The 25592-nt window shown below is 52.9% G+C and carries 24 protein-coding genes and 2 pseudogenes; 4 read left to right on the top strand and 22 right to left on the bottom strand.

Going from position 1 to position 25592, the window contains the following annotated elements; genetic code table 11:
* Window positions 1–26 precede the first annotated feature (26 nt).
* From mraZ to SD71_RS18580, 12 genes and pseudogenes are all read right to left on the bottom strand, one after another.
* A complete protein-coding gene (gene mraZ, locus SD71_RS18635) occupies window positions 27–464 on the bottom strand; it encodes a division/cell wall cluster transcriptional repressor MraZ (protein WP_041066587.1) in 438 nt (145 codons plus the stop codon).
* 158 nt (window positions 465–622) lie between these two features.
* A complete protein-coding gene (locus tag SD71_RS18630; protein WP_052476408.1) occupies window positions 623–1738 on the bottom strand; it encodes a DUF4349 domain-containing protein in 1116 nt (371 codons plus the stop codon).
* Between the two features lie 711 nt (window positions 1739–2449).
* A complete protein-coding gene (locus SD71_RS18625; RefSeq protein ID WP_041066585.1) occupies window positions 2450–3712 on the bottom strand; it encodes an adenosylhomocysteinase in 1263 nt (420 codons plus the stop codon).
* Window positions 3713–3734: 22 nt separating this feature from the next.
* Window positions 3735–5410, bottom strand: a pseudogene (bshC, locus tag SD71_RS18620) (bacillithiol biosynthesis cysteine-adding enzyme BshC).
* Window positions 5411–5504: 94 nt separating this feature from the next.
* Complete coding sequence (locus tag SD71_RS18615; RefSeq protein ID WP_041066583.1) at window positions 5505–6485, bottom strand: ABC transporter ATP-binding protein; 981 nt, start codon at window positions 6483–6485, stop codon at window positions 5505–5507.
* On the bottom strand, window positions 6482–7480 hold the full coding sequence (locus SD71_RS18610) for an ABC transporter ATP-binding protein (protein WP_041066581.1): 999 nt from the start codon (window positions 7478–7480) through the stop codon (window positions 6482–6484). Before SD71_RS18610 ends, SD71_RS18615 begins: the two co-directional genes overlap by 4 nt.
* Window positions 7481–7510: 30 nt before the next feature.
* On the bottom strand, window positions 7511–8443 hold the full coding sequence (locus SD71_RS18605; RefSeq protein ID WP_082034340.1) for an ABC transporter permease: 933 nt from the start codon (window positions 8441–8443) through the stop codon (window positions 7511–7513).
* A complete protein-coding gene (locus SD71_RS18600) occupies window positions 8443–9378 on the bottom strand; it encodes an ABC transporter permease (protein WP_041066577.1) in 936 nt (311 codons plus the stop codon). Before SD71_RS18600 ends, SD71_RS18605 begins: the two co-directional genes overlap by 1 nt.
* A gap of 155 nt (window positions 9379–9533) precedes the next feature.
* Window positions 9534–11192, bottom strand: a pseudogene (locus SD71_RS18595) (peptide ABC transporter substrate-binding protein).
* Between the two features lie 162 nt (window positions 11193–11354).
* On the bottom strand, window positions 11355–11753 hold the full coding sequence (locus tag SD71_RS18590) for a DUF3397 domain-containing protein (protein WP_041066575.1): 399 nt from the start codon (window positions 11751–11753) through the stop codon (window positions 11355–11357).
* 18 nt (window positions 11754–11771) lie between these two features.
* Window positions 11772–12689: a ketopantoate reductase family protein gene (locus SD71_RS18585; protein ID WP_041066573.1), complete on the bottom strand. Its 918-nt coding sequence runs from the start codon at window positions 12687–12689 to the stop codon at window positions 11772–11774.
* Between the two features lie 82 nt (window positions 12690–12771).
* Complete coding sequence (locus SD71_RS18580; protein ID WP_041066571.1) at window positions 12772–13416, bottom strand: RsfA family transcriptional regulator; 645 nt, start codon at window positions 13414–13416, stop codon at window positions 12772–12774.
* A gap of 346 nt (window positions 13417–13762) precedes the next feature.
* On the opposite strand from SD71_RS18580, the gene SD71_RS18575 reads away from it, so the two are divergent.
* Complete coding sequence (locus SD71_RS18575; protein WP_041066569.1) at window positions 13763–13999, top strand: DUF2626 family protein; 237 nt, start codon at window positions 13763–13765, stop codon at window positions 13997–13999.
* Between the two features lie 120 nt (window positions 14000–14119).
* On the opposite strand, the gene SD71_RS23265 is transcribed toward SD71_RS18575, so the two are convergent.
* Entirely contained in the window at window positions 14120–14836 is a 717-nt protein-coding gene (locus SD71_RS23265) for an SAM-dependent methyltransferase (protein WP_235427241.1), read from the bottom strand.
* On the bottom strand, window positions 14752–15276 hold the full coding sequence (locus SD71_RS25175; protein WP_052476401.1) for a hypothetical protein: 525 nt from the start codon (window positions 15274–15276) through the stop codon (window positions 14752–14754). Before SD71_RS25175 ends, SD71_RS23265 begins: the two co-directional genes overlap by 85 nt.
* A gap of 157 nt (window positions 15277–15433) precedes the next feature.
* Between SD71_RS25175 and SD71_RS18565 the strand changes: the two genes are divergently transcribed.
* Window positions 15434–16513, top strand: a complete 1080-nt coding sequence (locus tag SD71_RS18565; RefSeq protein ID WP_041066567.1) for a coiled-coil domain-containing protein — start codon at window positions 15434–15436, stop codon at window positions 16511–16513.
* A gap of 2 nt (window positions 16514–16515) precedes the next feature.
* On the opposite strand, the gene SD71_RS18560 is transcribed toward SD71_RS18565, so the two are convergent.
* A complete protein-coding gene (locus tag SD71_RS18560; protein WP_041066565.1) occupies window positions 16516–17790 on the bottom strand; it encodes an extracellular solute-binding protein in 1275 nt (424 codons plus the stop codon).
* A gap of 141 nt (window positions 17791–17931) precedes the next feature.
* On the opposite strand from SD71_RS18560, the gene SD71_RS18555 reads away from it, so the two are divergent.
* Window positions 17932–18432: a hypothetical protein gene (locus SD71_RS18555; protein ID WP_052476400.1), complete on the top strand. Its 501-nt coding sequence runs from the start codon at window positions 17932–17934 to the stop codon at window positions 18430–18432.
* 2 nt (window positions 18433–18434) lie between these two features.
* Here the strand turns inward: SD71_RS18555 and SD71_RS18550 are convergent, their stop codons facing one another.
* Window positions 18435–19766, bottom strand: a complete 1332-nt coding sequence (locus tag SD71_RS18550; protein ID WP_041066563.1) for a PhoH family protein — start codon at window positions 19764–19766, stop codon at window positions 18435–18437.
* A gap of 262 nt (window positions 19767–20028) precedes the next feature.
* On the opposite strand from SD71_RS18550, the gene SD71_RS18545 reads away from it, so the two are divergent.
* Window positions 20029–20574, top strand: coding sequence for a YhcN/YlaJ family sporulation lipoprotein (locus tag SD71_RS18545; protein ID WP_235427238.1), 546 nt, complete (start codon window positions 20029–20031; stop codon window positions 20572–20574).
* 24 nt (window positions 20575–20598) lie between these two features.
* On the opposite strand, the gene SD71_RS18540 is transcribed toward SD71_RS18545, so the two are convergent.
* The 6 genes from SD71_RS18540 to SD71_RS18515 all read right to left on the bottom strand — a co-directional run bounded on the left by SD71_RS18540 (window position 20599) and on the right by SD71_RS18515 (window position 25473).
* Complete coding sequence (locus tag SD71_RS18540) at window positions 20599–21054, bottom strand: pyridoxamine 5'-phosphate oxidase family protein (RefSeq protein WP_041066561.1); 456 nt, start codon at window positions 21052–21054, stop codon at window positions 20599–20601.
* A gap of 84 nt (window positions 21055–21138) precedes the next feature.
* Window positions 21139–22230 (bottom strand): LCP family protein, encoded by a 1092-nt coding sequence (locus SD71_RS18535; RefSeq protein WP_041066559.1) that lies wholly within the window; start codon window positions 22228–22230, stop codon window positions 21139–21141.
* Window positions 22227–22523: a hypothetical protein gene (locus SD71_RS18530; RefSeq protein ID WP_235427240.1), complete on the bottom strand. Its 297-nt coding sequence runs from the start codon at window positions 22521–22523 to the stop codon at window positions 22227–22229. Before SD71_RS18530 ends, SD71_RS18535 begins: the two co-directional genes overlap by 4 nt.
* 50 nt (window positions 22524–22573) lie before the next feature.
* On the bottom strand, window positions 22574–22891 hold the full coding sequence (locus tag SD71_RS18525) for a YlaH-like family protein (RefSeq protein WP_041066557.1): 318 nt from the start codon (window positions 22889–22891) through the stop codon (window positions 22574–22576).
* Between the two features lie 57 nt (window positions 22892–22948).
* Window positions 22949–24790, bottom strand: coding sequence for a translational GTPase TypA (typA, locus tag SD71_RS18520; protein ID WP_041066555.1), 1842 nt, complete (start codon window positions 24788–24790; stop codon window positions 22949–22951).
* 200 nt (window positions 24791–24990) lie between these two features.
* A complete protein-coding gene (locus SD71_RS18515) occupies window positions 24991–25473 on the bottom strand; it encodes a hypothetical protein (protein WP_041066554.1) in 483 nt (160 codons plus the stop codon).
* Between the last annotated feature and the right edge of the window lie 119 nt (window positions 25474–25592).

Here is a 25592-nt window from a genome sequence, read left to right as displayed (position 1 = left end):
GTATTTGGTAATAAGGTGTAAGCAGGTTAGAAATTAAAGTCGAAATCGACCAGCTTCTCCGCAATTTCATTGAAGGAGCCTTCCGACTGGAGGGAATATTCCTGCCACGCGGCCTTATCCCAAATCTCCACTCTGCTGGACACTCCGATAACAACGCAATCCTTATCCAGCTTCGCATACTCCCGCAAGTGATTCGGCACGTTTACCCTTCCCTGTTTATCCCACTCGCATTCGGATGCGCCGGAGAAGAGCAGACGCGAAAAAGCCCTTGCGTTGGCGGCCATCGACGGCAGCGCCTTGATTTTCTGTTCCAGTACGGCCCATTCCTGGCGGGGATAGACGAACAAGCAGTTGTCCAACCCACGGGTGACGATAAAGTCGGTGCCAAGAGCTTCGCGGAATTTCGCCGGTATCGTAATTCGACCTTTGTCGTCAATACTATGTTGAAATTCCCCTAAAAACATAAGCTCTTGTCACCTCCCCCATCTTTCCCCACTTTGCACCACTCTGAACCACTTATGATGATTATTCGCGGCATAAAATAAAAATCCTGCTTATGTCAGCAGGATTTTCGAAAATATTATGGGATTAATTTAGTTGCTCTCCGTTTGGAATTTGTAGTTTAATCGTCCGAATTTGCTGATTTATCTTCCGCCTTTTTAGGTGGATCTTCCTCATTATTCGACATATTGACGTTTGGAGTATTCCATAATTTTCTTCTTTCTTTGGCGTTTTCATTACGTGCAGACCTTCTGTTACGTATAACCAGAAACGCAGGAACGGCGATAATCGCTGCGAGCACGATGACCGGGAGCAAAGCCGCCAGTACGATGACCAATCCTTCCCCAAACTGTCTCAACGCCTTCGTGCTGCCGGACATTGCGTCTGAGATACGCTCTCCGAAGTTTTTCTCCTTTTCCTCCAGTATGGAGACAGGATCGGAACTCTCATACAGACGAAGACTTACGGTCGAATAGGCAACGTTCTGTTCCAAATAACGCTGGCGCCCCTTGATCCGCTCGATCTCCTGCTGCACATTCCCCAGCTCGTTGGAAAAGCTGATCAGGTCACTCGTTTTAGTGGCTTTGTCCATAAAAGCGAGCAGGCGGGCTTCAACCGCTTGTTTTGCTTTCAGACGGGCTGCCAGGTCAACGAATTCTTCCGTTACATCTGTGCCCTCCATTTGCTGCTGGGAGTCCAGTGTTTTTATTTTACCGAGTCTCTCCAGAAAAGGTGAAAATCCTTGGGACGGCACCTTAATAACGTACGTGGCGCCCCTTTCATCGTTATTGTGGGTGTCGGAAAATTGAAGCACATAGGCGTCGCTTTGATGTATGGCAGCCAAAAGCTGCTCTTGAGCAGCGGAGAATTTTTCTACCTTCATGACCATGTTTGCTTTATAGATGACCTGGCGGTCGAATCCCGCGTTGGCATCGGCAATCGGGCCGACTCCCCCTCCGCTGTTCGTGTTGGAATCGGTTTCGCCGTTGCCTGCCGCAGGTGCCTCCGGAGAAGATGAGGGCGCTGCAGGCGCCGCCGTTTGATTCTCAGAGAATTGCAACGAATCACCCGATTGATCAGCTATCGATTTCTCCGCCACAGCCGGCGCCGAATCGGCATTCGCCCCGCTGTTGTCTGCTTGGCCGCTAGAGCACGCCGCAATTATGAGCAGTAATGCAACCGCTGTCAAAACACTAATCAAGCCACTGCATAATCCCCGCTTTCCCGTCCCCTTCATCTAAATCTCCCCCATCTTTGGCTATCTGACCAATAGACGAAGAATGGGAGGAAAAAGTTTCCTGCCTCTGCCCGCCGGGCGGGGTACTTCCAGCACCTATGTGCACTATCCCTGTCCGTCAGTCTGCGTACCGGTTTCAGTACCTTATGTGCACTATCCCCTTCGTTCAGTTCCGTACTGTTTTCCGTCTCCGTACCATTTTCGTCAGCTTATGTATACTATTCCCTTTCCTCAGCCTCCGTACAGGTTTTCGCTACCTTATGTGCACTATCCCCTTCCCTCAGTCTCCGTACCGTTCTCGCTACCTTATGTGCACTATCCCTTTCTCTCAGTCTCCGTACCGTTTTCGCTGCCTTATGTGCACTATCCCCTTCGTTCAGTTCCGTACCGTTTTCGCTGCCTTATGTGCACTATCCCTGTCAGTCATGAGGCACAACAGATCTCCAAACCTCTGTCCAATATCCCGTCCAATCAGGTGACTCTCTGCAGCTGATTTCGATCGAGAACATATTCAATGACTATAAGAGCTTACTAAAACAAGAGTGCCTGTGTTGCGTGACATCAATATCTGAGCGAGAGGGATACTGGCCATAAGGGGGCTGGAGCAGCTACATCTGAGCGAGAGGGATAATGGCCATAAGGCGGCTGGAGCAGCTATATAAAGAAATCCCGCTTCGCGGTTAAGCGAGCGGGATTCGGGGGCAGCCAGCCTCAATGGGCGGTCCAGCTGTCCAGGTAATCTTTTTGCTGTTGGGATAATGAGTCAATGCGGATGCCGAGTGCTTCCAGCTTTGTGCGGGCTACCTGTTCATCCAACTCATAAGGGACGTTGACGACGTGGCTGCCGATTTTTTCGTAGTTATCGTTGACGTATCGGAGGGACAGAGCTTGCAGGGCGAATGTCATATCCATAATCTCTGCAGGGTGTCCGTCGCCGGCGGCCAGGTTCACGAGGCGGCCTTCCGCCAGAACGTAAATCTTGCGGCCATCCTTCAATTGATATTCCTCAATGTTGCGGCGCACAGTTCGTTTGGAGACGGACATAGCGGCCAGCTCTACCAAGTTCACCTCGACGTCGAAATGACCGGCATTGGAGAGGATGGCTCCGTCTTTCATGTTCGCGATATGCTCGCCCCGGATGACATCCTTGTTGCCGGTGACGGTGACGAAAAACTCTCCGACCTTTGCCGCTTCATCCATGGACAGTACCGTAAAGCCATCCATGTACGCTTCCACCGCTCGAATCGCGTCAACTTCGGTTACGACTACGTTTGCGCCCAATCCTTTTGCCCGCATGGCTACGCCTTTACCGCACCATCCGTATCCGTTGACGACAACGGTCTTGCCCGCAACCACGAGGTTGGTCGTACGGTTAATGCCGTCCCAGACGGACTGACCCGTACCGTAACGGTTATCGAAAAGATATTTGCAATAGGCATCGTTGACGGCAACCATCGGGAATTTCAGCGAGCCGTCCTTCTCCATGGCTTTCAAGCGCAGAATACCGGTTGTGGTCTCCTCTGCGCCGCCGCGGATCTTGCCGATCAAATCTTGCCGCTCGGAGTGAAGGATGGACACAAGGTCTCCACCGTCGTCAATAATCAGATCCGGCTTTGTCTCCAAAGTTTTGACCAGTAATTCCTTGTATTCCTGAGGGTCGGGATTGTATTTGGCATAAACGGCAATACCGTCTTCTACAAGCGCGGCACAGACATCATCTTGCGTCGACAGCGGGTTGCTGCCTGTAATGACAACCTCTGCTCCTCCCGCTTGTACCACTTTTGCGAGATAAGCCGTTTTGGCTTCCAAATGAAGCGATATTGCGACACGCAGCCCTTTGAAAGGCTGATCGCGCTCGAACTGTTCCCGAATACGGTTCAGTACCGGCATATGGGCTTGGACCCAGTCGATTTTGAGCTTTCCTTCCGGCGCCAGCGACGGATCGCGGACGATACTTTGCAAAGTTGTTTTCATCTTGTCGTTCCTCCACTTCATTCTATGAAGAAGCCAATCCTTGTACGAGCCGATGCCCGCCGGTCACCTCATAGGGAACTTCGGTCCACCCCGCCAGCCACTGCAATCCGTAACGATTCCAGTAATGAACGGCGCCGTAAACCCTTTCCTGAGGCTTCTCCAAAGGGGAAAGAGCCGCGTGAATCCGATCCCACTGCCGAAGAGACGCTTCATGCTTCTGGGCCAGTGCCTCCAGAGAACGGGATTCCAGGTAAGCGATTTGCTCCAAAATTTTATCCCGGTTGTTCTCGGCCAACTTGGCAAGCCCGGGCTGCATAGACGATACCGTCTCCATCACGGGCGTATATAAATCTACAAATTGAGTTCTCGCTTGCTGAAATTGTCCTTCGAGATTCCATTGGTCCTGCATGTTCAGCCACTGCGCTCTCCGCTGCTCCCATTCTGACATTGCCTCTTCCACGGACAAACGATATTTGTCCAGCAGCTTCGCCACATTATGTTCCAGATAAGTGAACGATTGACGCGGAACCAGAATCGGCAAAGACATATTGAATTGGGCAAATGCCGGCCCGAGCACTCCCCAATAAGCGAGTTCAGACGGTCCCAGGACGGAGGCGATCACAGGAAATAAGTAGTCTTGCATTAACGGCCTTGTGAGCGCATTCGTACTCAGCCGGTCAGGTGCACTCTCCGTCAGCTCCAGCATTTCCTCGGCGGTTAACGCCACATAGCCCCTGCGGTCTGTAAAAACTCCATTTTCCTTAAAGAGCAGCAGCCGGCCTTGTTCATGATGCAAAAATAAATTCGCGCTTCCCGGCGCCGTTTCGGCTTGCAGCGGAAATCCCCGCTCCGTCACCCGGCTTTCTCCGGTTCTCAGCGCTTGTTCTAGGTCATCGTTGCTTTGGATCAAATCCCTAAACATCGGTCCTTCTAGAGCCCGGACATTCGGATCATCCGCGTCCATCAGCACGAGTCCCTGGCTGCCGAACCAATCGGCAAGCAAACGGGCAAAGGCCAAGCTTAACGTAGGCGCATCTGAAACGTGACTTTGCAGCCGTTCCAGCAGGGCCGGCTTGAATTCCGTGTCCGGCAGCTGCGCGGCAAGCTCCTGCAGCGCCTGACTCCAGTGCTCCGCTGTAAGCGCCGTTCTGCTTACTGCCAGCCGAGGGCCCGCCGGACGCTCGATGCGGATTCTCTTCACGCTGCCGTCGGCCGATTGAATGTTGACGTTGTTCGCCTCATCAAAATCGTGGTCTTCTCCTGCGATCCAGAAGACAGGCACGACGGCCGGCCCAGCAGCTTCTCCGCATATTGCGCCGTCTGGATAACCGTCAGCGCCTTATAGTAGATCATCAGCGCTCCGCCGAACAATCCGGCCTGCTGTCCGCCGACGACAACGAGGCTGCCCGGCTCCGCGAGCCGTCTCAGGGATTGCTCCGCTTGAGGGTAATAAGGCAGCTTCGTTTGATAAACGCCAAGTGCTTGAGCGAGTGAATAGCGGTCGGCGCGAGCCGATCCCGTGTCGTCCAGAAAAGCGGCTCTCCGCTTCCAATGCTCTTCCTGAGACGGATGTAAGCCGAAAAGCTCACATGCCGTCTTATCTCCCAGCCGATAACGTTCGGCTAAGGAGGTTGTGTTCGTTTCTATTAACGGTGCAATGTTCAACGGGAAAGTTCCCCCGATCTGTCGAAATGCCATCACGTTTGATTTTACACAAGTGCAGAAACTGCGTCAAAGCAATAAAACGTGAAAAAACCGCTTAAAGCAATTGCTTTAAACGGTTTTGACGGTTTTACGCGTAATGGCAAGCAGCCCAGTGTCCTTTGGAAACTTCACGGAATTCCGGCATTTGGGCAGCGCATTTCTCTGTTGCGAGCGGGCAGCGCGTACGGAACGGACAGCCGCTCGGCGGGTTAATCGGGCTTGGCAGATCGCCGGTCAGCACGATGCGTTCCTTAGGCTGCTCTGTGCCGGTTTCCACTGAGGGAATCGCGGACAACAGCGCCTGCGTATAAGGATGACGCGGATCGGCATACAAATCTTCGCTGTCCGCCAGCTCTACCAGGTGACCCAAATACATAACGGCGACCCGGTCGCTGATATGCTTGACCATAGACAGATCATGCGCGATAAAGAGATACGTTAACCCGAGCGAATCCTGAAGCTCCTGCAGCAGGTTCACAACTTGAGCCTGAATGGAAACGTCCAATGCCGAGATCGCTTCGTCGCAGACGATAAACTTCGGATTTACCGCCAGAGCGCGGGCAATCCCGATCCGTTGCCGCTGTCCGCCGGAGAACTCATGCGGGAAGCGGTTCGCGTGCTCCGCACGCAAGCCGACCATTTCGAGCAGCGACTCGACCTTTTTCTTCCGCTCTTTGGAGCTTCCGGCAAGGCCGTGGATATCAAGAGGTTCGGCGATAATATCGGCGACTGAGAACCGCGGGTTAAGGGAAGCGTACGGATCTTGGAAAATCATGGCCATCTCCCGGCGCATCGCCTTTAGCTTTGAACCTTTTAACTTGTAAATGTTCGTGCCCTCAAATTTGGTCTCCCCTGCAGTCGGCTCATACAAGCGAAGAATGGTCCGTCCGGCCGTCGATTTCCCGCATCCGGATTCACCGACGACGCCAAGGGTTTCACCCGCTTGCACGGTCAGGGACAAATCGTTGACGGCTTTCAAAGTCTGGCCTTTGCCGACTGAGAAATGCTTGCTTAGCCCGTTTACTTCCAGCAGAGGGCCCGCCGATTTCTTCACGTTTAAGGTGCTCATGCTTGTTGCACCTCCTTGGCAAGCGGATGGTGAAGCCAGCATTTCGCCTGCTGGCCGCTCTCCCCGACTTTGAGCAGCTCAGGGTCGTTATTGAGGCAAACCTCCATCGCGTGCTCACAACGTGAGCAGAAGGCGCAGCCTGCAGGCGGCTGAAGCATATCCGGAGGCGATCCTGGAATCGGGATCAGCTTCTCGTGCTTCGGCTGATCGAGGTGCGGCATGGAGCGAATCAATCCGCGGGTGTAAGGATGCTGGGGACTGCGGAAAATTTCCTCTTTCGTCCCTGTCTCCACCACTTGTCCTGCGTACATGACAATGACTCTGTCGCACACTTCCGATACGACTCCAAGATCATGTGTGATCAGAATGATCGATGTGCCGAGCCGCTTCTGTAAATCTTTCATCAAGTTCAGAATTTGAGCCTGTATCGTGACATCAAGCGCCGTTGTCGGCTCGTCCGCTATTAGCAGTGCCGGATTGCAGGACAATGCGATCGCAATCATGGCCCGTTGGCGCATCCCTCCCGAGAAGGAGTGCGGATACTGGCTGTAGCGGGCTTCCGGATTCGGAATGCCTACCAGAGAGAGCAGCTCGACGGCACGTGCTTTGGCAGCTGAACGGCTAAGACCCTGGTGCTTGATCAAGCCTTCGGTAATCTGCCGTCCGATAGTCATCGTCGGATTCAGGGAGGTCATCGGATCCTGAAAAATCATGCCGATATCTTTACCCCGGACGCTCTCCATCTCTTTATCCGAGAGCCGCAGCAAATCCCGGCCCATGAATTCGATGCTTCCCTGCTTCACATAGGAAGGCGGGCTGGCAAGCAGCCGCATGATGCTCTGCGCCGTTACGCTTTTGCCTGAGCCGGATTCCCCGACAATGGCAACCGCTTCGCCGGGCTTCACCTCGAAGCTGACGCCGCGAACGGCCTGAACCTCTCCCCCGCGAGCGCGGAAAGACACGTGCAAATCCGATACGGAAAGCATATTCTCCATTTCGTCACCCCCTGTTTCCTAAATTTATATTTATTTTCGTGTCTTGGGATCGAACGCATCGCGCAATCCGTCTCCGAAGACGTTAAATGCAAGCATGGTCAAGCTGATCAATACTGCGGGGAACATCATTTGCCACGGAAAGATCGTCCAGCTGTCCAAAGCGTCGTTAATCATCGTACCGAGCGAAGCGGCAGGAGATTGGACGCCCAAACCGAGGAAGCTCAGGAACGCTTCTGCGAAAATAGCGGACGGCACCGTCAGGGTGATCGTGACGATAATCGGTCCCAGAGTATTCGGAATCAGATGGCGGAACAAAATTCGCGAGCCGCCGGCACCCATCGAACGCGCCGCGAGCACATACTCCTGATTTTTGAGCTGCATGATTTGTCCCCGGACGATCCAGCTCATGTTAATCCAGCCGGTTACGGCCAGCGCCAGGATAATCGTCCACATGCTCGGCTCCATCACGACGAGCAGAAGAATAACGACGAGCAAATACGGAATGGCATACAGGATTTCCGATGCTTTGTTCATCACTTCATCCGTACGTCCGCCTACATAACCCATGATGCCGCCGTAGATGACTCCCAGAATCAAATCCAGTGCCGCTGCGGCCAAGCCCACGATAAGAGAAATCCGGGCTCCCATCCAGACACGCGAGAACATATCGCGGCCAAGATCGTCCGTGCCGAACCAATACTCTCCGGAAGGAGGCTCGTTCGTATGCTCCAAGCTGTTCGTCCAATAATCGTGAGGAGAAATCATAGGACCGATAATGGCCATGACAACGACAATGATCATGAAAACAAGACCGGCCATCGCTGCCCGGTTGGAACGAAGCCTGCGCCATACGTCGCGCCATATCGGCACGCTTTCACCCAGCACCACATCGGCAGGCGGCCGTACGGTCAGTTTCCGAAACAGCTCTTTCGTCAGTTCTTTTGTGTTGCTTCGTTCCGACATCATGCGGCCTCCTTCCTATTGGTAAGTTCAATGCGAGGGTCGATAAAAGCGTAAGCGATGTCCGTCAACAACCGCGCAATCATGAGAATAACCGCATAGAAAAGCGTAATGCCCATAATAAGCGTATAGTCACGGTTGGAAACACTCGTAACGAATTGGGGTCCAAGCCCCGGAATGCCGAATATTTGCTCGACGATCACCGAGCCCGTAACGACGTTCGCCGTCATCGGCCCCAGATACGTAACGACAGGCATTATGCCATTGCGCAGCGCATGGCGGATAATGATCACCTGCTGACGCAAGCCTTTGGATTTGGCAGTCTTCACGAAGTCCGCCGTCAGCACCTCCAGCATCGAGGAACGGGTAAGCCGCGCAATGAATGCGACAGGCAAAGCGGACAGCGCAATGACAGGCATAATGAAGTCCGCCGGGCCGTTCAAGCCTGCCGGGTTCAACAGGTCCAGCTTATTGCCGATCCATTCCTGAATGAACGCTGCAACAACGAAGCTTGGCACGGAGACGCCCAGCACGGCCACGATCATAGCGGCCGTGTCGATCCATTTACGATAATACAGTGCCGCAAGCAAGCCCAAAGCCACGCCGATGATGACGGAGACCACGACTGCAATCAGCCCTAATTGCAAGCTGTAAATAAACGAATCGGCAATAATGCCCGATACCGTCTGGTATTGGCTCCGCATCGACATGCCCAAATCGAAATTCAACAGGTTCTGCAAATACGTAATGTATTGCTGCCAGATTGGCTTGTCCAAACCGTAAAAGGCGTTCAGCTTCGCCAATATTTCAGGCGGCACGGCCTTCTCGGCCGTAAAAGGATCGCCCGGTATAGCTTTCATAAGGAAAAACGTAACCGTGGCGAGAATGAATAATGAAAAAAGCAGGGATACGAACTTCCCGATAAAATAACGCGCCACAGCCCATCAATTCCTTTCTGGATTTACAGATCACCCGTTAATTGTAAAAGGGAATACGCTTTCGGTTCCATTCAAAGATATTACCAGAACAAGAAAAAAACGGGATATTCCCGGGCCCGGCCCAAGAAATATCCCGCCTGCAATTCCACTGCTTGTTATTTCACAAAAGCACGCGTGAAGTTTACTTGACCTTGGTAGTCCATCACAATGTTCTGAACTTCCGGTTTGACCAAGTGTACGCCGGTGTAGTAATACAGCGGCAAGATCGCCATGTTGTCCTGGATGAGAATTTTCTCGCTTGCGCCATCAATTCCATCCGCTTTTTCTGATCGGCAGTTGCATACGCTTGTTTGACGAGATCGTCATACTGAGCGTTTTTAAAGCCTGTATCGTTGTTGCCGCCTTTGGACGTGAACAGATCGACGAACGTCATCGGATCGTTATAGTCCGCAGACCATCCGGCACGGGCGATATCATACTGCAGGTTTTGGCGGTTTTTCAGGAACACTTTCCATTCCTGCGTCTGAATCTTCACTTCAACGCCCAGATTTTTTGCGCCACATATCAGCGATCGCTTCGGCCAGTTTCTTATGGCCTGTACCTTCATTGATCGTCAGCGTTACGGCAGGCATCTTGCTCATGCCTTTTTCCTTCAAGCCTTGCGCGAGAAGCTGCTTCGCTTGCGCGGCATCCTCTTTGAAGAAATCTTGTTCCGAATGTTCCTTACGGAAGGAGTCTTTTTCGCCCAAGATGCTTGGCGGTACGAAGCCGAACGCAGGAGCTTGTCCGCCTTTGGTCACTTTTTTCACCAAGAGATCGCGGTCAACAGCCATCGCAAAAGCTTTGCGGACGTTGACATTGTCAAACGGAGGCTTGGTGTTGTTCATGTTGTAATAGTACGTGCCTGCAGTCGGTTGAATGCGGAGCTCGTCCTTGTTGGTCTTTTTCAGAACATCGATCTGTTCCGTTGGAATTTCTCCGGTCGGGAAGCCGGCGAAGCTCAATTGCCCTTTTTTGTACATTTGCAGTTCGGTGCTTGCGTTGGCAACCATCACGAAGTGCACTTTTTTCAGCTTGATTTCGTCTTTAGCGTAGTAATGTTCATTGGCCACAAGATCAATCTCGTTGCTGTGTTTCCAGCTGGCGATTTTGAACGGACCGTTCGAAACGATCGTTTTCGCTTCGGCCGCCCATGCCGCGTTATCCTTGGCGGATTTGTGCACAGGGAACGTCGTCCAGAAGGAAACGATGGACAAGAAGTACGGCGTAGGGTTTTCCAACTGAACTTCCAGCGTGTTATCGTCCAGTGCTTTCACGCCGACTTGGTTCGGATCCTTCACATGGTTCGGGTTGTCCGCTGCAATATTATAGTTTTGAGCGTTTTTGACATAGTACAGCTGGTAAGCGTAAGGAGAAGCAGGATTGAGATCCGGGCTCAACACGCGTTTCCAGGCATATTCGAAGTCATGTGCCGTTACAGGATCGCCGTTCGACCATTTTGCGTCTTTCCGAAGATGGAAAGTGTATGTTTTCTGGTCATCGGAAATATCCCATTTTTCTGCCACACCCGGAACGATTTTGCCGTCCGGATCCTGGCGGGTCAAGCCTCATACATTCCCGTCAGGACGGTGAACGATATGGAGTCTTGAGCGAGTGCGGGATCAGCTTGGCGGCTCGGTTGACAGGTTCATGTTGAATACCTGCTCAGCGGCTCCGCTGCCGGATCCGTTCTCTTTATTTTTCGCGCCGCAGCCTGCGAGCACGGTTCCTGCTACAAGAACGAGAGCAAGAACGAATAACCACGTTTTGCGCATGATGTGTATAGCCCCTTTGTCGAGTAGAATAGTGGTGCTTTCGATTATACCTTTTATAGGACAATTGAACTACAGGACTTTTTTTCCTATGATTCCACGAAAAACAAAAAAGCAACCCCGAAAACCGCAGGTTGCTTTACGCGCCAAGCCTATATAGGATTCCTATGATTTCACGTCGGGCGGGAGAATGATTTCCAAAGACATCAGCAGCAAGTACATGATTCCCATCAGGAAAAAAGTGAGCCTCCACACTCCGCGCACCAGCTTGCCCGTATCCACTTTTCCGCGGATTCGATTCTGCGCGTTCCCGATAAGCCCTCCGCCTATGAGCAGCAGCAGTATGATGAAATAAAGGCCGAAGTCCGTACTGAGCCGGCGGTTCAGCAGCATGGCGACGCAGCCGATGAGAAAAGCGTTCGTGACGTCAATTGCCGCACGTATGGCTTTTTTGCGGTCACCGCCGCGCGCTTTCACGATCCAATAGACTACAAGGAACGGGATTACTGGCACAACGGCCAAGAACGCGTATGCGTGAACGAGCGACCCCCAAAACGCACTCATCGTATACTCTCCCCTGATTTAATCGACTGCTTTCACAAGTGTGGTCACCGCTGTATTCCACGGAGCCGGTTTCCCTTGCTCGCTCGCCAGCCGGCAAATCTGACCGTTAATGGATTCAATCTCCGTCTCTTTATGTAAGGAAACATCCTGCAGCATGGATGATCGATTCGCTTTGGTCGCGTCGCACACTTGCAATACATGGTTCCACAGTTCAGCTTCATCGCCCAAACCGTGAGGTGTTAGAATTTCATATGTTTCGAGAAATAAAGCTTTCATCAAATGCAGCCGTTCCGGCGACTGCGTAAGCTCCCCGTTCTTCACCCGCAAAATGGCCGTCAGCGGATTGATCACCGCATTAATGAGCAATTTGCGCAGCATCGCTTCCCTCACTTGTTTCGACAGTGAAACGGAAAATCCTGCCTGTTTCAGCAAATCCTCCAAGTCCTGATCGTGTCCTCCGGAATCCTCCGTGACGTTACCGAGCCGGGTCTCCCCTCTGCCCGTATGACGCACGGTAACGGAGTCGATGCGCTGCGCCGCTTCCGTTGTAATGGCAACCACCAAATTTCTTCCCGGCAATGCCAGCTGCAGCTTCTCGACATGCCCGATTCCATTCTGAAACAGCGCCACGGTGGCGTCGTCAGGCACAATTCTTGCGAACCGTTCCAAAAAATCGGGAGTCAGCGCAGTCTGTTTCAACGCCAATAGAATAGGACCGTTCTTAAAAAATGCCGCCTCGTTGATCGGAACGGCTTTCACCTCTGCCCGGATAACGGCTTGTCCTGTCTCACTTTCAACAGTCAGCCCTTCGGAATTGATCCTGGCCGCTTGCTCGCTTGTTCTTGTCCATAACTCCGTATCGCATCCCGAGGCGGCGAGGCGGCCAGCCAGCAGCATGCCCAGCGATCCTCCGCCTACAACAGCAGCTGTCGGCAAGTCCTCTCCCTCCTCTCTTTTTCTTACCATACCAAGCACGCCCGCGGGGATAGTCCCCCGCGGGCAGCTGAGCTTAATTATCCTATTCAATGCGCTCGAGATTGCCGTTTGCGTCCATTTTGAATCTCGCGCGGTCCTCATCGGGCTCTTCCGTCAGGAAAGCGAGACGGCGTGCCCGGTCCATAATTCGTATAAGCGCCTTGTAATCGTCATTCACAACACGATAGTCGGTCTGAACCTCGTTAACTTCCTTGGAGAGACGCTCATTCTGTTCGCGGTACTCGGTCAGACGCTCGTCTTTCTCCTTCATTTCCTTCTCGAGCTGCCTGATTTGACGGCTCATTTCCTGCACTGTATTTTTCCATTGACGCAAATAACGGATAATCGCTTCCAGAGACATCGACTCCGCCGACATCATCTCCGTTTTACCGCCTTCGCCCTCTTCCACGATCAGACGATCGCCGCCGGCTAGGGTGGATATGCCTTGTTTCTTCAAATAGTTACGTTTCTGGCGCTGCTGCTTGGCCATTCCGATGGCTTCGTCGTATCTTTTGCGGACACAACTGTTCCAACGGAAACCGCAAGCGGCTGAAGTACGGCCGATTCGCTGCCCTACCTCTTCAAAAGCGGACAATTGCGTGCCGCCTTCCCGGATGTGACGCAGAGTAACCTCCGCCAAGATCAAATCGTCATCCGGACTCCATGCGTCTTGTCTCACAGCCGTCATGGGTGCCCTTCCCTCCTCGGTTTTCGCGTATATTACGTTGCTTGCTTCATTTCTATGCCCGTAGTAGAATTCATAGAATCTATCGGATACTTCTATGTATATCCATTTTTTGAATCACTATACCTGCGGAGCCGAAGGGATTATTCACGAGCTTGCTTACATAGAACGGGGAGACCTAGCCAGCCCGCGTATCGTGCCGAAAAGTTTGCCATTTCGTCACGAGTTTCAGTTTACACTCCTTTGTCCAAACGGTATAATATGCTGTAGTGATGGGCTTGAACGACAGAAAGACGACCGAAAGCATGCACTGCATCGCCGGTCGCTTAGCACAAAGGGGGATACCTGCATGGCACGAATGTTTCGGGTGCTCGGCTTCTGGACATTGGCAATTGCCTTAATGGCGTTCGCAGGCGATATGTACGAGATGTCGCTGCTATTCTTCATCCAGACAGCCGTTTTCTTCTTGCTAGGTTATTTGAACTTTACCGAGAAGACGTATCTCTTAATGTTCTGGGGATACATGGTCATTGCGTTCCTTGGCTTTACTTACTGGTCCGTTTTCGAAATGGGCCTGCCGTTATAACAACGGTCCGGGTGTGGTACATACCCTTTCAGAGCAATCGAAAGAGGCTGCCTCTCAAGTCTGCGAAGACTTAGGGAGACAGCCTCTATTTCATTTTTGCGTTGCACCGCAGGCGAGCAGCTAACTCTCACTCTTGGCCAAAATTTGCACCTTGAAAAGCTCGCTCATGCCGTCGGAGAGCAGCAGCTGGCGGATCGACCGGTTGCGGCGGACGACCGGGTGGAACGGATCCGCGATCGTGTGTGTGCTCAACTTTTCCAATACGCCGGATTCCACAAGAAACTTCTTTTGCGTGCCGTACCACAGTTCATGCCAACCCGCCCGAACGGCCGCCTGGCGAATATGAGTGAAGTTAACGTGAGAGGTTAAGTCCTGCTCGCCCGGCATGAGATAAGGATTGTCATGCGCGCGGTGCTTATAGTAACAGAGCAGCGTGCCTTCCATCCGATAAGGCGCCGACAATTCGCCCGCCTCATCGCCATAGTCGATCAGCACAACAATCGCGTTCCCCAGACTGCTGCCGACCTCAGCGATCCAGTCTGCCGCATCCAAATTGACTTCGATCGTCTGGTTGTCGAGCAAGCTTATCCCCTGCTCTTCCACCCAATCCGAAAGCCTCGGCGAGCTCAGTTCCATCAAACAAGGGATAAAGCCGCCCGCATCCCAAGCCACTCCCCACTCCAGCAAGCGGCCGCCGCGCGATACGATGCGATGAACCGGAAAAGCATCCAGCAGCTCATTTGCCACGATGATCACATTGCTGCCGCACCATAAAGCCGGATCCGCCTGCTCGTCGCTGACGACTCGAGCCCGTTTGGAGGCGATGTACGGCTCCAGCAGTTCACCCGCCGCCTGCCGATGACCGGGATTTCCATCGACGACCGTGATCGAGAATCGGCTGCTTGGCCGTACTCTTGCGTCCAGACGTCCAGCATCTGCCGGGACAGGCGTCCCGTTCCTCCGCCCCAGTCGATCACTTCCACAGGCGTGTCTTGCGGAAACCGGTCGCGTGCCAGCCGGACCAGGCAGGAAGCCAGCTGCTCGCCCATCACTTCTCCGATATATGCGCTCGTATAGAAGTCTCCTTCCCTGCCGACGCGCGGGGATCCGGTACGGTAATAACCATATGCGGGATGATAGAGACAAAGCTTCATATACTGGTTAAAAGGAATGACAGGAACAAGATTGCCGCTCAGATCTTCGCCAACGTATTTGCTGTCTTCTATCTGTCGCCTGATTACGCCGGTAAGCGATGATTCCGGAATTTCAACATTCATGTGCCAGCCTCCTTCCCCGATATGTTTCGTCATATTATAATAACTTAGGAGTCGGCCATGTCGAAAGATGCAGTTCATTCGTCGGGTCATAAATGTGCGGGGCTGATCATAGATTCAGACTACCGCGCCGCTCGTCCGACCGAGAGGAGGGGTCCCGATGCGCCGCCTTTTACAGGCCGTTCTTATTTTATTTATAATGCTTCTTGCTTCCAGAACAGGCGCGGTGCTGCCGGTGTATGCCGAGCCGATCACCGAAGAAACCAAACAGCTGCTCGAGAAAAGCTTGTCCGTCGTTGAGCTCGACCGGGAAATTGAGCGCATCGCCGCGCTGAGGACCGACACCCAAGCTGCGATCGAAGCGAGCGAAGATCGACTGGCCGAGCAAGAATTGGCCATCGCCGCCCAAAGAGAAAAAGCGGGACGCGTGCTGCGTTCCTATTATATGGGGTACAAAGATTTCTGGCTGTCATCGCTGCTGTCCGCCAATTCCCTTCAGGAGCTGCTGCAAGTGTGGGATATGATGGATATGATTGCCGAGTCCGATCATGAAACGATGAACCGCTTTTCGGCGGAGTATGGAAAACTGCGTGACGGTTATGACGATCTGCAACTGAACAAGACGGAGCTGGCGAAAGTGGAACAAGAGCTCCGCGCCCAACGCGAGCGCATCGTGGCATTGCAGAGCGAACTGGATGCGGCATTAGCGGCAAGCGGCGACGAGGATATGCTTCGGCATCTGATGGGGGAGCTCCAGGTCTATTGGAAAAATGTCGGTCTCTATGAGGTGAAGCAGCATTTCAGAGCGCTCGCCGATGCGATGCAGGAGCTGCCGGCTTGGATCAAGGACACTCCCGGCACCATCCAAACGACCGGGCTCAAAACAAAGCTGACGCTCACGGACGCTCAGCTGAATAAATTTCTTCGCAGCCAAGACAGCCGGTTCGAGCACTTCGCGTTCACTTTCAACGATGGGATGCTGTCGATGAAAGGCGATAACGGCGACATTCAGGTGGAGATTCAAGGCCGTTATACGATTGAGGAAGAACCGGAGAACGCCATCCGGTTTCACGTGGATAAGCTTCTATTCAACGGACTTGCTCTGCCCGATACGACACGAGCCGATCTCGAGAGGGAATTCGATCTGGGCTTCTACCCGCAAAAATTAATCAAATATGTAAAAGCGGAAAGCGTAGCTTTGGAGAACGGCCGGCTGATCGTCCTCTTAAAAATCGGTTGAGCTCATGAGCACTGCTTCTGCCAGTCTTCCAGCGACAGCCGGCCTTCTGCGAACGCTCTCCAAAGCTCTCCCAAATGGGTGAGCCGGGAATATAGCTCCGGCTCTGAGCTCCCGGGAGGTTCGTTGGGAAAACGCATAGGGATTCTTGACGGTATGAGATCGGACAGCTGCAGGTCCTGCTCGAAGACGGATCGATATACGGGGAGCAGTCCCCACTGCTTGTAATATTCCAGCTGCGCCGGACCGTCTGTCATCTCTGCCATCCAGGTATAGGCGGCTTCCTCTGATTCGGTCTGAGCGGAGATCACAAAGCTTCTTCCGCGCGGCCACACAAAAGGAAGATTCCAGGACGAGCGGTCCACTTGAATCGTACTGCCGCGGGGCGTTTCATAACTGAGCCGCACAGCCGCCGAGAACGGGATTACGGCTGCCGCTGTTCGGCCTTCGATGACCGACCGGCCGGCCTGCATCGCATCGGCGTCCATAGTGACTCCCGCTCTATGCTGGTCAAGAATGCCGAACGCTGAGTCAAGCGCCCCGCCTCTCCACTGATCGTATACGCTGTCTATCAACGTATCGGTTCGCTCACCCGAGGCGTTATCGAGCCAAGACAGCAATGCCATCGGATCCTCGGGATTCAGCGACAGCCAGGAAACAGGGGACGGCATAGCCTCGCTTTTGGCGGCGAGCTGCTGCCATTGTTCCGCTGACAACGGAAACGCGATATTCTCGCCGAGAAGAGTGCGCAGCAAAGCAGAATTCCATAGCGTTACATAGGGATCGATGTCCTTAGGAACGCCCCAGAAATAACCGTTCCATTTCGCCGGAGCGGCGACGGCAGCGAACTGTTCGGCCTGCGCGGAGCCGACGAAAGCGGCATCCGCCGGCAGTAAGTGGCCGGCTACGGCGAATGGTTTCACCCATTCATTACGCACCAGCATGACGTCCGCCGCATCACCCATCTCGAGCGATGTCTTGAAATGCTCATACGCATCCTCCGGCCGGATTTGGATCAAGTTAACCATCACATTCCGGTGACGCGTCATATACAGCTTGTTTTGCTCTTCAAGAATACCGAATTCCGCATCGCTCAATGCAGCCTCAACGGTTAAGAGAGAAGGAACCCGAGCCATGACCGGCTCCAGCGTCTCAACATCGTCCTTCTGCATGATGGGAGAAGGAAGGGAAGTACGGGAGGGCGCTTCCGTCCATGGAGACAATATAAACAGCATGACTCCGAGCAAGATCAGCGCCAAGGCGGACTTACGAAAGGCCATAGCCTTCACCTTTTTCATCTATCGCTTTATACTTCGTTTTATCATGATAACAGGTGTCAAGCCGCGTTGTCTCGCTTTTTTTGTAAGTGTTTCAAAGGTTATAATGATATGAATACAAGGCATGATGATGAAGGATGGCGAATGATGAATTTGGATATCAAATATGGTCTTGATATGCAGCTGCCGGACGGGAAATTGCCCGGTTTTTACGCGCAAATCGTCAAAGGAATCGCCGACCGCGCTCCGCTTTTCGACCGGCACAAAGAGCTTCTTATTTTTGATACCGCCGAGTCTTATTCTCCGGTAGAGGAACTGCTGCGCCATTATCGGGTACCGTCGGAAAGAATTACCCTGCTTGTGCTTCCATCTGAAGGAACGGAACATGGAGAGTTGTATGAAGATTATGTAATTGAAACGCGAGCTGAGAACGCCTTTGCAGATTTGGCGCTGACAGCCGCGTTTTCCCTGCAATCATTAAAGCCGAGTGCGGAACCCGCCCCGGCTCTGATGCAGTTGAAGGAACATCTGATCGCAAGTTTTACTGCGGGCGATGAACGCCTCCACCTCATTGATCGACAGCTTACGGAATTGGCTGAGCGAATCGCGCAAGCTTACCGCTGCACGGTGGAATGGCACGCATAGCCTTATAGCCTTTCCGTAGCCAGCTGGGCAAGCCCTGAACGCTCCCCTTTCTCCAAGGTGACGTGGCCGCTGATGCCTTCTTCCTTGAACCGCTCGACCAAATACGTGAGCCCGTTGCTCTGCGAGTCGAGATACGGGTGGTCGATCTGCTCGGGGTCGCCGAGCAGCACAACCTTGCTGTTCTCGCCGGCTCTGGAGACGATAGTCTTCACTTCATGCTTGCTTAAATTTTGCGCTTCATCGATGATGATGAATTGGCTTGGGATGGAGCGGCCCCGGATGTAAGTGAGTGCCTCGACCTGAATGCTGCCGAGCCCCATCAAAATTTTGTCCAAATCCCCCGCTTTTTTAGTATCGAATAAAAATTCCAGATTATCGTAAATGGGCTGCATCCACGGACGCAGCTTATCTTCTTTTTCACCCGGCAAATAACCGATGTCCTTGCCCATCGGAACGACCGGACGGGCAATGAGCAGTTTTTTGAATCGATGCTCGTCTTCCACCTTCATCAGCCCTGCGGCCAGGGTGATTAATGTTTTGCCCGTACCTGCGCGGCCGGTCAAGGTGACGAGAGGGATGTCGTCGTTGAGAAGCAGCTCGAGCGCCATCCGCTGCTGCGCATTGCGCGCAGTGATGCCCCATATGGGATCGTTGCTCATATGGAGCGGTTCCAGCCGCGTTCCGTCGGGAGTAACCTTGAGCAGCGCGGATTTTGACGTGCCCAATTCATCCTTGAGAATGACGAACTGGTTAGGAAGCAAAGTGACGTTCAAACCCATCGGCTTGATGTGTAAATAGCGGTAAGTGTAAAACTGGTCGATAAAGGAAGGATGCACCTGCAGCGTTAAATGGCCGGTATACTGGTCTGACACGGTGGCGATCCGGTCGGACAAATAATCCTCGGCTGTGATGCCGAGCACATCCGCTTTGACCCGGACGAGTACATCTTTACTGACGATGATGACCGGACGCGGCTCCGGGCTCTCCTGCTGCTCCATATGGTAATTCAACGCCACCGCAAGAATCCGGTTATCGTTCGTCATTTCGCCGAACATTTCCTGAACCCTTACGAAGCGGCGGTGATTCATTTCCACTTTAAGCAAACCGCCGTTATCGAGCCTTACCCCATTGTGCAGCTGCCCCCGTGAGCGCATGCCATCCAGGTCGCGCGAGATATTCCGGGCGTTGCGGCCGATTTCATCGGCAAGCCGCTTCTTGGAATCAATTTCCTCCAGAACAACGGAAGGGATAATGACCTCATTGTCTTCAAAAGCATACAGCGACAGCGGATCATGCAGCAGCACGTTCGTATCGAGCACGTAAATTTTTGTCAAGCGGTGGTCCCTCCTGGGTGGCGAATTTTACATCCTCTGACGCCGCCGTCAGCCGGCAGTCGATCGGTGCCGGAAAGCGGCAATCGACCGCGGCTCGGTCGGCATGACGGAAGCTGCCTGAAAGTCGGGGTGCTTCCGTTACATACGGACTGGGACGACTGGAAACACTACCAGCAGTGAAAACCGGTTGCTGCGGCAGCTGATATATCAGCTGCAATGCGGACTTTCCGGGCATCCCTCCAGGTTAGGATGGTGAAAACAGGTGCAACAATATGCAAGAATCGTTTTGGGAGCCGTCTTGGTGTTGATGCTGGCTCTTGGCTTGACAGGCTGCGGAAACGGTGACCAGGAAAGAGCGCAGTCCGGCAGCCAAAGACCTCAATCCATGACGAACTCCGGCAACGGAAACAACAATAACGGGACAGATGTGGCCACGCACTTGGAAATGCTTGCTCGCGGTGTGCCTGGCGTCAACGATGCGAATTGCGTCATTTTCGGCAATTACGCAATCGTGGGAATCGATGTCGGCGAGAAGATGGACCGCTCTCACGTCGGCACGCTGAAGTATGCGGTAGCGGAAGCTTTCCGTAAAGATCCGGTCGGCATCGACGCGCTTGTCACCGCGGACATCGACCTGACCCAAAGGATTCGTGAAATCAGAGCCGATGTGAACAACGGCCGCCCTGTCGCAGGCTTTACGGAAGAGCTCGCCGACATTGTCGGCAGGCTGATGCCGCAGATTCCGCGCGGAATCGTTCCTCCTCGAGGACCCGATAATGTTGGGACCAACAACGCAAATCACCCCTAAAGACGGCAAAAAGCCCAGTCAGAATCACTGGGCTTTTTTCATGGCGTCGAACACTTGTCCGTCCAAGCGGTCGGCGGCTCGTTTGTCATATGTTTTCTCGTATTCAGGCAGTACCGAGAGGCGGGCGCCGTAGAACATGCCGTCTCTTACCGAAGTTACATCGATGTCAACGCAAGCGAGCGAGAAAGGAACTCCTTCCAGATGATCGCTGACGATCCGAGCTTTGCCGTACACCACATGGACACTGCCTGCGGCGAACAGCGTTACGCTGACTTCCGGGTTGGCCTTCAAATTCGCGACAAGCCGCGAACGGCCGTCCAATGCAAACCGGAGGCGTACCGCGTCTGCGGCGTAAATCCACGAAATGGCGCTGGAAGTGGGACCGCCTGTTTCAGCGTCGACCGTGTGCAGGAGGACGAAATTTTCCTTCTGAAGCTGATTGTAGAGAGTTTCGGTCAGAGCTGTAATCGTTTCTGCCATTCGCAGCCCTCCTGCCCTTGAAGTTGTGGCTTCATTATATCATACGTTTTGGGACGTACTCAACGGACATTCATGACACTTTCGTCATCCGTTATCAGATGCCGATGGAGACGCGGCCGGCGCAGCCCTGGTCCGCCCTTCCGGCTGAAGCTCTTCCGCCAGCGCCCGCTTCGCTTCTTCGATCTTCGCTTCGTCGAGTTCTACATACGGAGTATGCCATTCACCCGTTAACGGGATAAAGCGGATATCCGAACGGTTGATCCCGAAATAGGTGGAGATTATATTCTCGATTTGGGCTTTCGGAATATCCGTTCTCATATTATCGCCCGCTGCGTTGATCACACCATCGAGTTTGGTTGCTCCGCCGAAGGATTTAATTCTATCCACGATTGCTCCAAGCACCTGGCTTTGGCGGGCATTCCGTTCAAAATCGTTGGATGGACGAGTTTGGTCAGGACCGGATTTGGATTTCCGGTAGCGCACAAAACCGAGAGCCTGCTTTCCGTCCAATGTTTGCTCACCCATCGTGAGGTTGATGTCGGTACCGTCGGCACTGTCGGCATAGCGCATATCCTGGTCGACATTTACCTTTACTCCGCCAAGGGCATCCACGACATCAACGAAGCCTTGGAAATCAATGACGGCCGAGTAATCGATCGGCACACCGGTGAATTTTTCGAGCATCTCACGTACTTTATCCCGCGCATAACTATGAAGTGCGTCGCCTTCGAGGTTCTGTTCGCTGCTGCCTACCCTATGAAAGCCTGCATAATAGGCGTTAGCCTTTTGCCTTTTATAACCTTCAAGATTTAACAAGGAGTCACGGGGAATGGATACCACTGTCGCTGTTTTCGTCTTGGGGTTAAAGGCGGCCACCATCATGACATCGGTGTTCAAGCTGTGAATTTCCGGCCGGTTGTCCAGCCCGAGCAGCACCAGCGAGATCGGTTTGACCTGAGCCTTGTCGGCACTGGCCACTGTATTGTTATTGGGGTCGGCAACCTTGTCTAAGTTTTTGTCAGTTAACCAGTATAGATATCCGGCAACGCACGCTAGCGCCAATATAACGAGGCCAAGCAAAGCGGACACAATGCGTCCCCAGCGAACTTTTTTCTTCTTCGGTGCGTTGGGCCTGCGGTTTGCCGAGCGAGATGACAGCGGCATATCATAACTCATTGTGTTTCCTCCTTATCCTCCGTATCGGGACGGGCGTCCGAAACTCCGAACATATCCCTGTTTAATTGCTCTACTGCTTCCTTATCAAACCAAACGGTCCGAGTTGAACCGTCCTTTTTAGCATAAGTCACATAGACCTTCATGTCATCCTCTGACTCGACATCAAATGATTCCAATTCGTGATCTTCCGACAAAATTTGCGCAAAAAAGAAAAGCGTGTCCCTTGCCGCCTCGTCATCGGGACGGGCGGAGGTCACCCACTTCATTTGCAGCCAATAAAACAATGCATCCATCAAGGACACGGCCGTTTCCCCTCTCTAAAGCACGCTAAAGCACAGCCGCCTTATTGCGGATCTGCGGAATCAACCCGTGACGGGCCGCCGTCTTGGCTGCTGCCGGCGTTCTTGCGCCTGTCGTAGAGCTGGCGCAACCGAAGAAGCGCCATCATCCCTACAGCCACAGCCATGCATTGAATAATCGGCAATTTGTCCAGCTGCAACAGCAGCAGCACGAGACAGCCGACAGCCATCACAAGATGGACAGCTATTTCTTTGAGAAGGGGCAGACGCCCCATCCGGAATACCGCGTTAAAAATATAGATCGTACAGGCGAGAATCAGCAGATACGAAATGATGGGATGATCGTGAAACCACTGCTGCATCCGGCACCCTCCTTCACCATATAACGATTAAACGACGCATAATGTTACACCGCAGCTTTAAACTCCGGCTTCCGCCGTTTTGCGATGCTTCTCATACCTGTCGCGCTCACTTTTGTTCAGCACTTTCTTGCGAAGGCGAATGCCTTTCGGCGTAATTTCACACAATTCATCGTCGTTCAGATATTCCAGAGCTTCCTCTAGAGACATCAGGCGCGGCGACTTCAGCTTTACAGTTTCTTCTTTGTTCGCAGTACGGATATTGTTCAATGCCTTTTCCTTACAGATATTGACGATGATGTCGTTGTCGCGGGTATGCTCGCCGACGATCATTCCTTCGTACACTTCCGTGCCCGGCTCCAGGAACAGTATGCCGCGGTCTTCGACCGACATCATACCGTAAGTCGTTGTGGTTCCGGTTTCGCTTGCCACCAGCACCCCGCGCTGCCGTCCGCCGACTTGTCCGCCGACAACAGGTCCGTAACTGTCGAATGCGTGGTTCATGACACCATATCCGCGCGTGAGCGTCAGGAAATTAGTGCGATATCCGATCAAGCCGCGTGCCGGTATGAGGAATTCCAAGCGTACCTGACCCGTACCGTTGTTGATCATGTTGACCATGTCCGCTTTGCGGGTACCGAGGCTTTCCATGACTGCTCCCATGCTCTCTTCCGGAACATCGATCAGAAGACGTTCGATCGGCTCACATCTCACGCCGTCGATTTCCTTAATGATAACTTCCGGTTTGGACACTTGAATCTCAAAGCCTTCACGGCGCATGTTCTCGATTAGGATTCCGAGGTGAAGTTCACCGCGTCCACTGACCACGAAAGCGTCGGGGCTGTCCGTTTCGTCGACGCGCAAGCTGACGTCGGTTTCCAGTTCTTTGAACAAACGTTCACGAAGGTTTCGGGATGTTACGAATTTACCTTCACGACCCACGAATGGGCTGTTATTCACGAGGAATCTCATTTGCAGAGTAGGTTCGTCGATGGCTAATACCGGCAATGCTTCAGGATTTGCGGGATCCGCAATCGTTTCGCCGATATTAATACTTTTTAAGCCGGCAATTGCGACGATGTCGCCCGCTGCCGCCTCGTCGATTTCAATCCGTTTCAAGCCTTGGAAGCCGAAGAGCTTCTCAATGCGTGCTTGTTTCACAGCACCGTCGCGATCGATAACGGCAACGGTTTGTCCTGCGCCGATCCGTCCGCGGTTCACGCGGCCGATTGCAATACGACCCATATATTCGTTGTAATCCAGCAGCGTGACGAGAAATTGCAGCGGCTCGTCCGGGTTTTCCTTAGGAGCGGGGATATGCTCGAGAATCATCTCATATAGCGGCTCCATGTTGGATTGCAATGCATCCGGGTCATTACCGGCGATTCCGTTGAGCGCTGAGGCGTATACGACAGGGAAGTCCAATTGCTCATCGGTTGCTTCGAGTTCAATGAAGAGCTCGAGCACTTCGTCCACGACTTCAGCAGGACGAGCGGCAGGGCGGTCGATTTTGTTCAATACGACAACAGGCGTCAAGCCTTGCTGCAGAGCTTTGCGAAGAACAAACTTTGTTTGGGGCATGCAGCCTTCGAATGCGTCAACGACGAGCAGTACGCCGTCAACCATTTTCATGATCCGTTCGACTTCACCGCCGAAGTCGGCGTGTCCCGGCGTATCGACGATATTGATCAAATTGTCTTTATAGGAAATTGCGGTATTTTTGGCCAAGATGGTGATGCCGCGTTCACGTTCCAAATCGTTGGAATCCATGGCCCGATCCTGTAGCTGCTCATTGTCACGGAACGTCCCCGATTGGCGCAGCAGCTGGTCCACGAGTGTTGTTTTCCCGTGGTCGACGTGGGCGATAATTGCGATGTTACGAATGCGATCTCTTGATAGCATAATTCCACTCCTTAATTTATCTCTGATCCCTTTTAGGGTTCTCTAATTCCACAAACACAAAACGCCGACGCGAGGCCGACGTTTGTCTACACCACAGTGCGTTCCGACACGGCGCAAGTGTTGCGCGTACGGACGCAATCCATACTATTATACGCTACACCCAGCAAAATGCCAACCAATTTTATGGAAGCTGGTGCTCCTCACCAAATTCGGGGTCTTCTGAGTACGAGCCAAGCCCCTAATCCAATGAGCAGCACGGCCAACACGTAGATTCCCCAAGTCCATAAAAGCGTCATGGCGAACATTAACGCCGAAATCGCTCCCAGGCCTACCGCAGCCGCCCATAGCTGCTTCGAACGGTTGTAGCCGAACACGTAATATTCATATAAGCCGACAGCGACGGCAAATGGAAAAAACGGCCAGAGATACTTCATGAGGTCCCAGCCGAACCAGTTGCCGATCATGAGCACGACGGACACTACCGTCAATATACCTGCAGGAATAAGCGCGACGGAAGGAACCATCCGCCCGAAATACAATACATGCAGCAGTACGCCGGGAATGAGTACAAAAAGGGGCCAAAAGACGGCGGCGATAAACGCAAATACACCCAATTTGCCCAAAAGAATAAACAAGCCGACAGCCAAGACCAGAATGCCGACTGCGGCGGATTGTCTGTTCACGAATGTTCCCCCACTTCATTGCAGCTCTTAACGGCACGCGTCTGCTGACGGATCGTGACGTTTTTCTTTAGTGTAATGGAAGTCGACTGAAAAAACTAGTTCGGCAATTCAAAATTTTA

Origin of the sequence: Cohnella kolymensis, assembly GCF_000829465.1 — a bacterium.
GTDB lineage: Bacteria > Bacillota > Bacilli > Paenibacillales > Paenibacillaceae > Cohnella > Cohnella kolymensis.
Note: the sequence above shows the minus strand (reverse complement) of the source record. Positions and strands in the feature narration are given on the sequence as shown.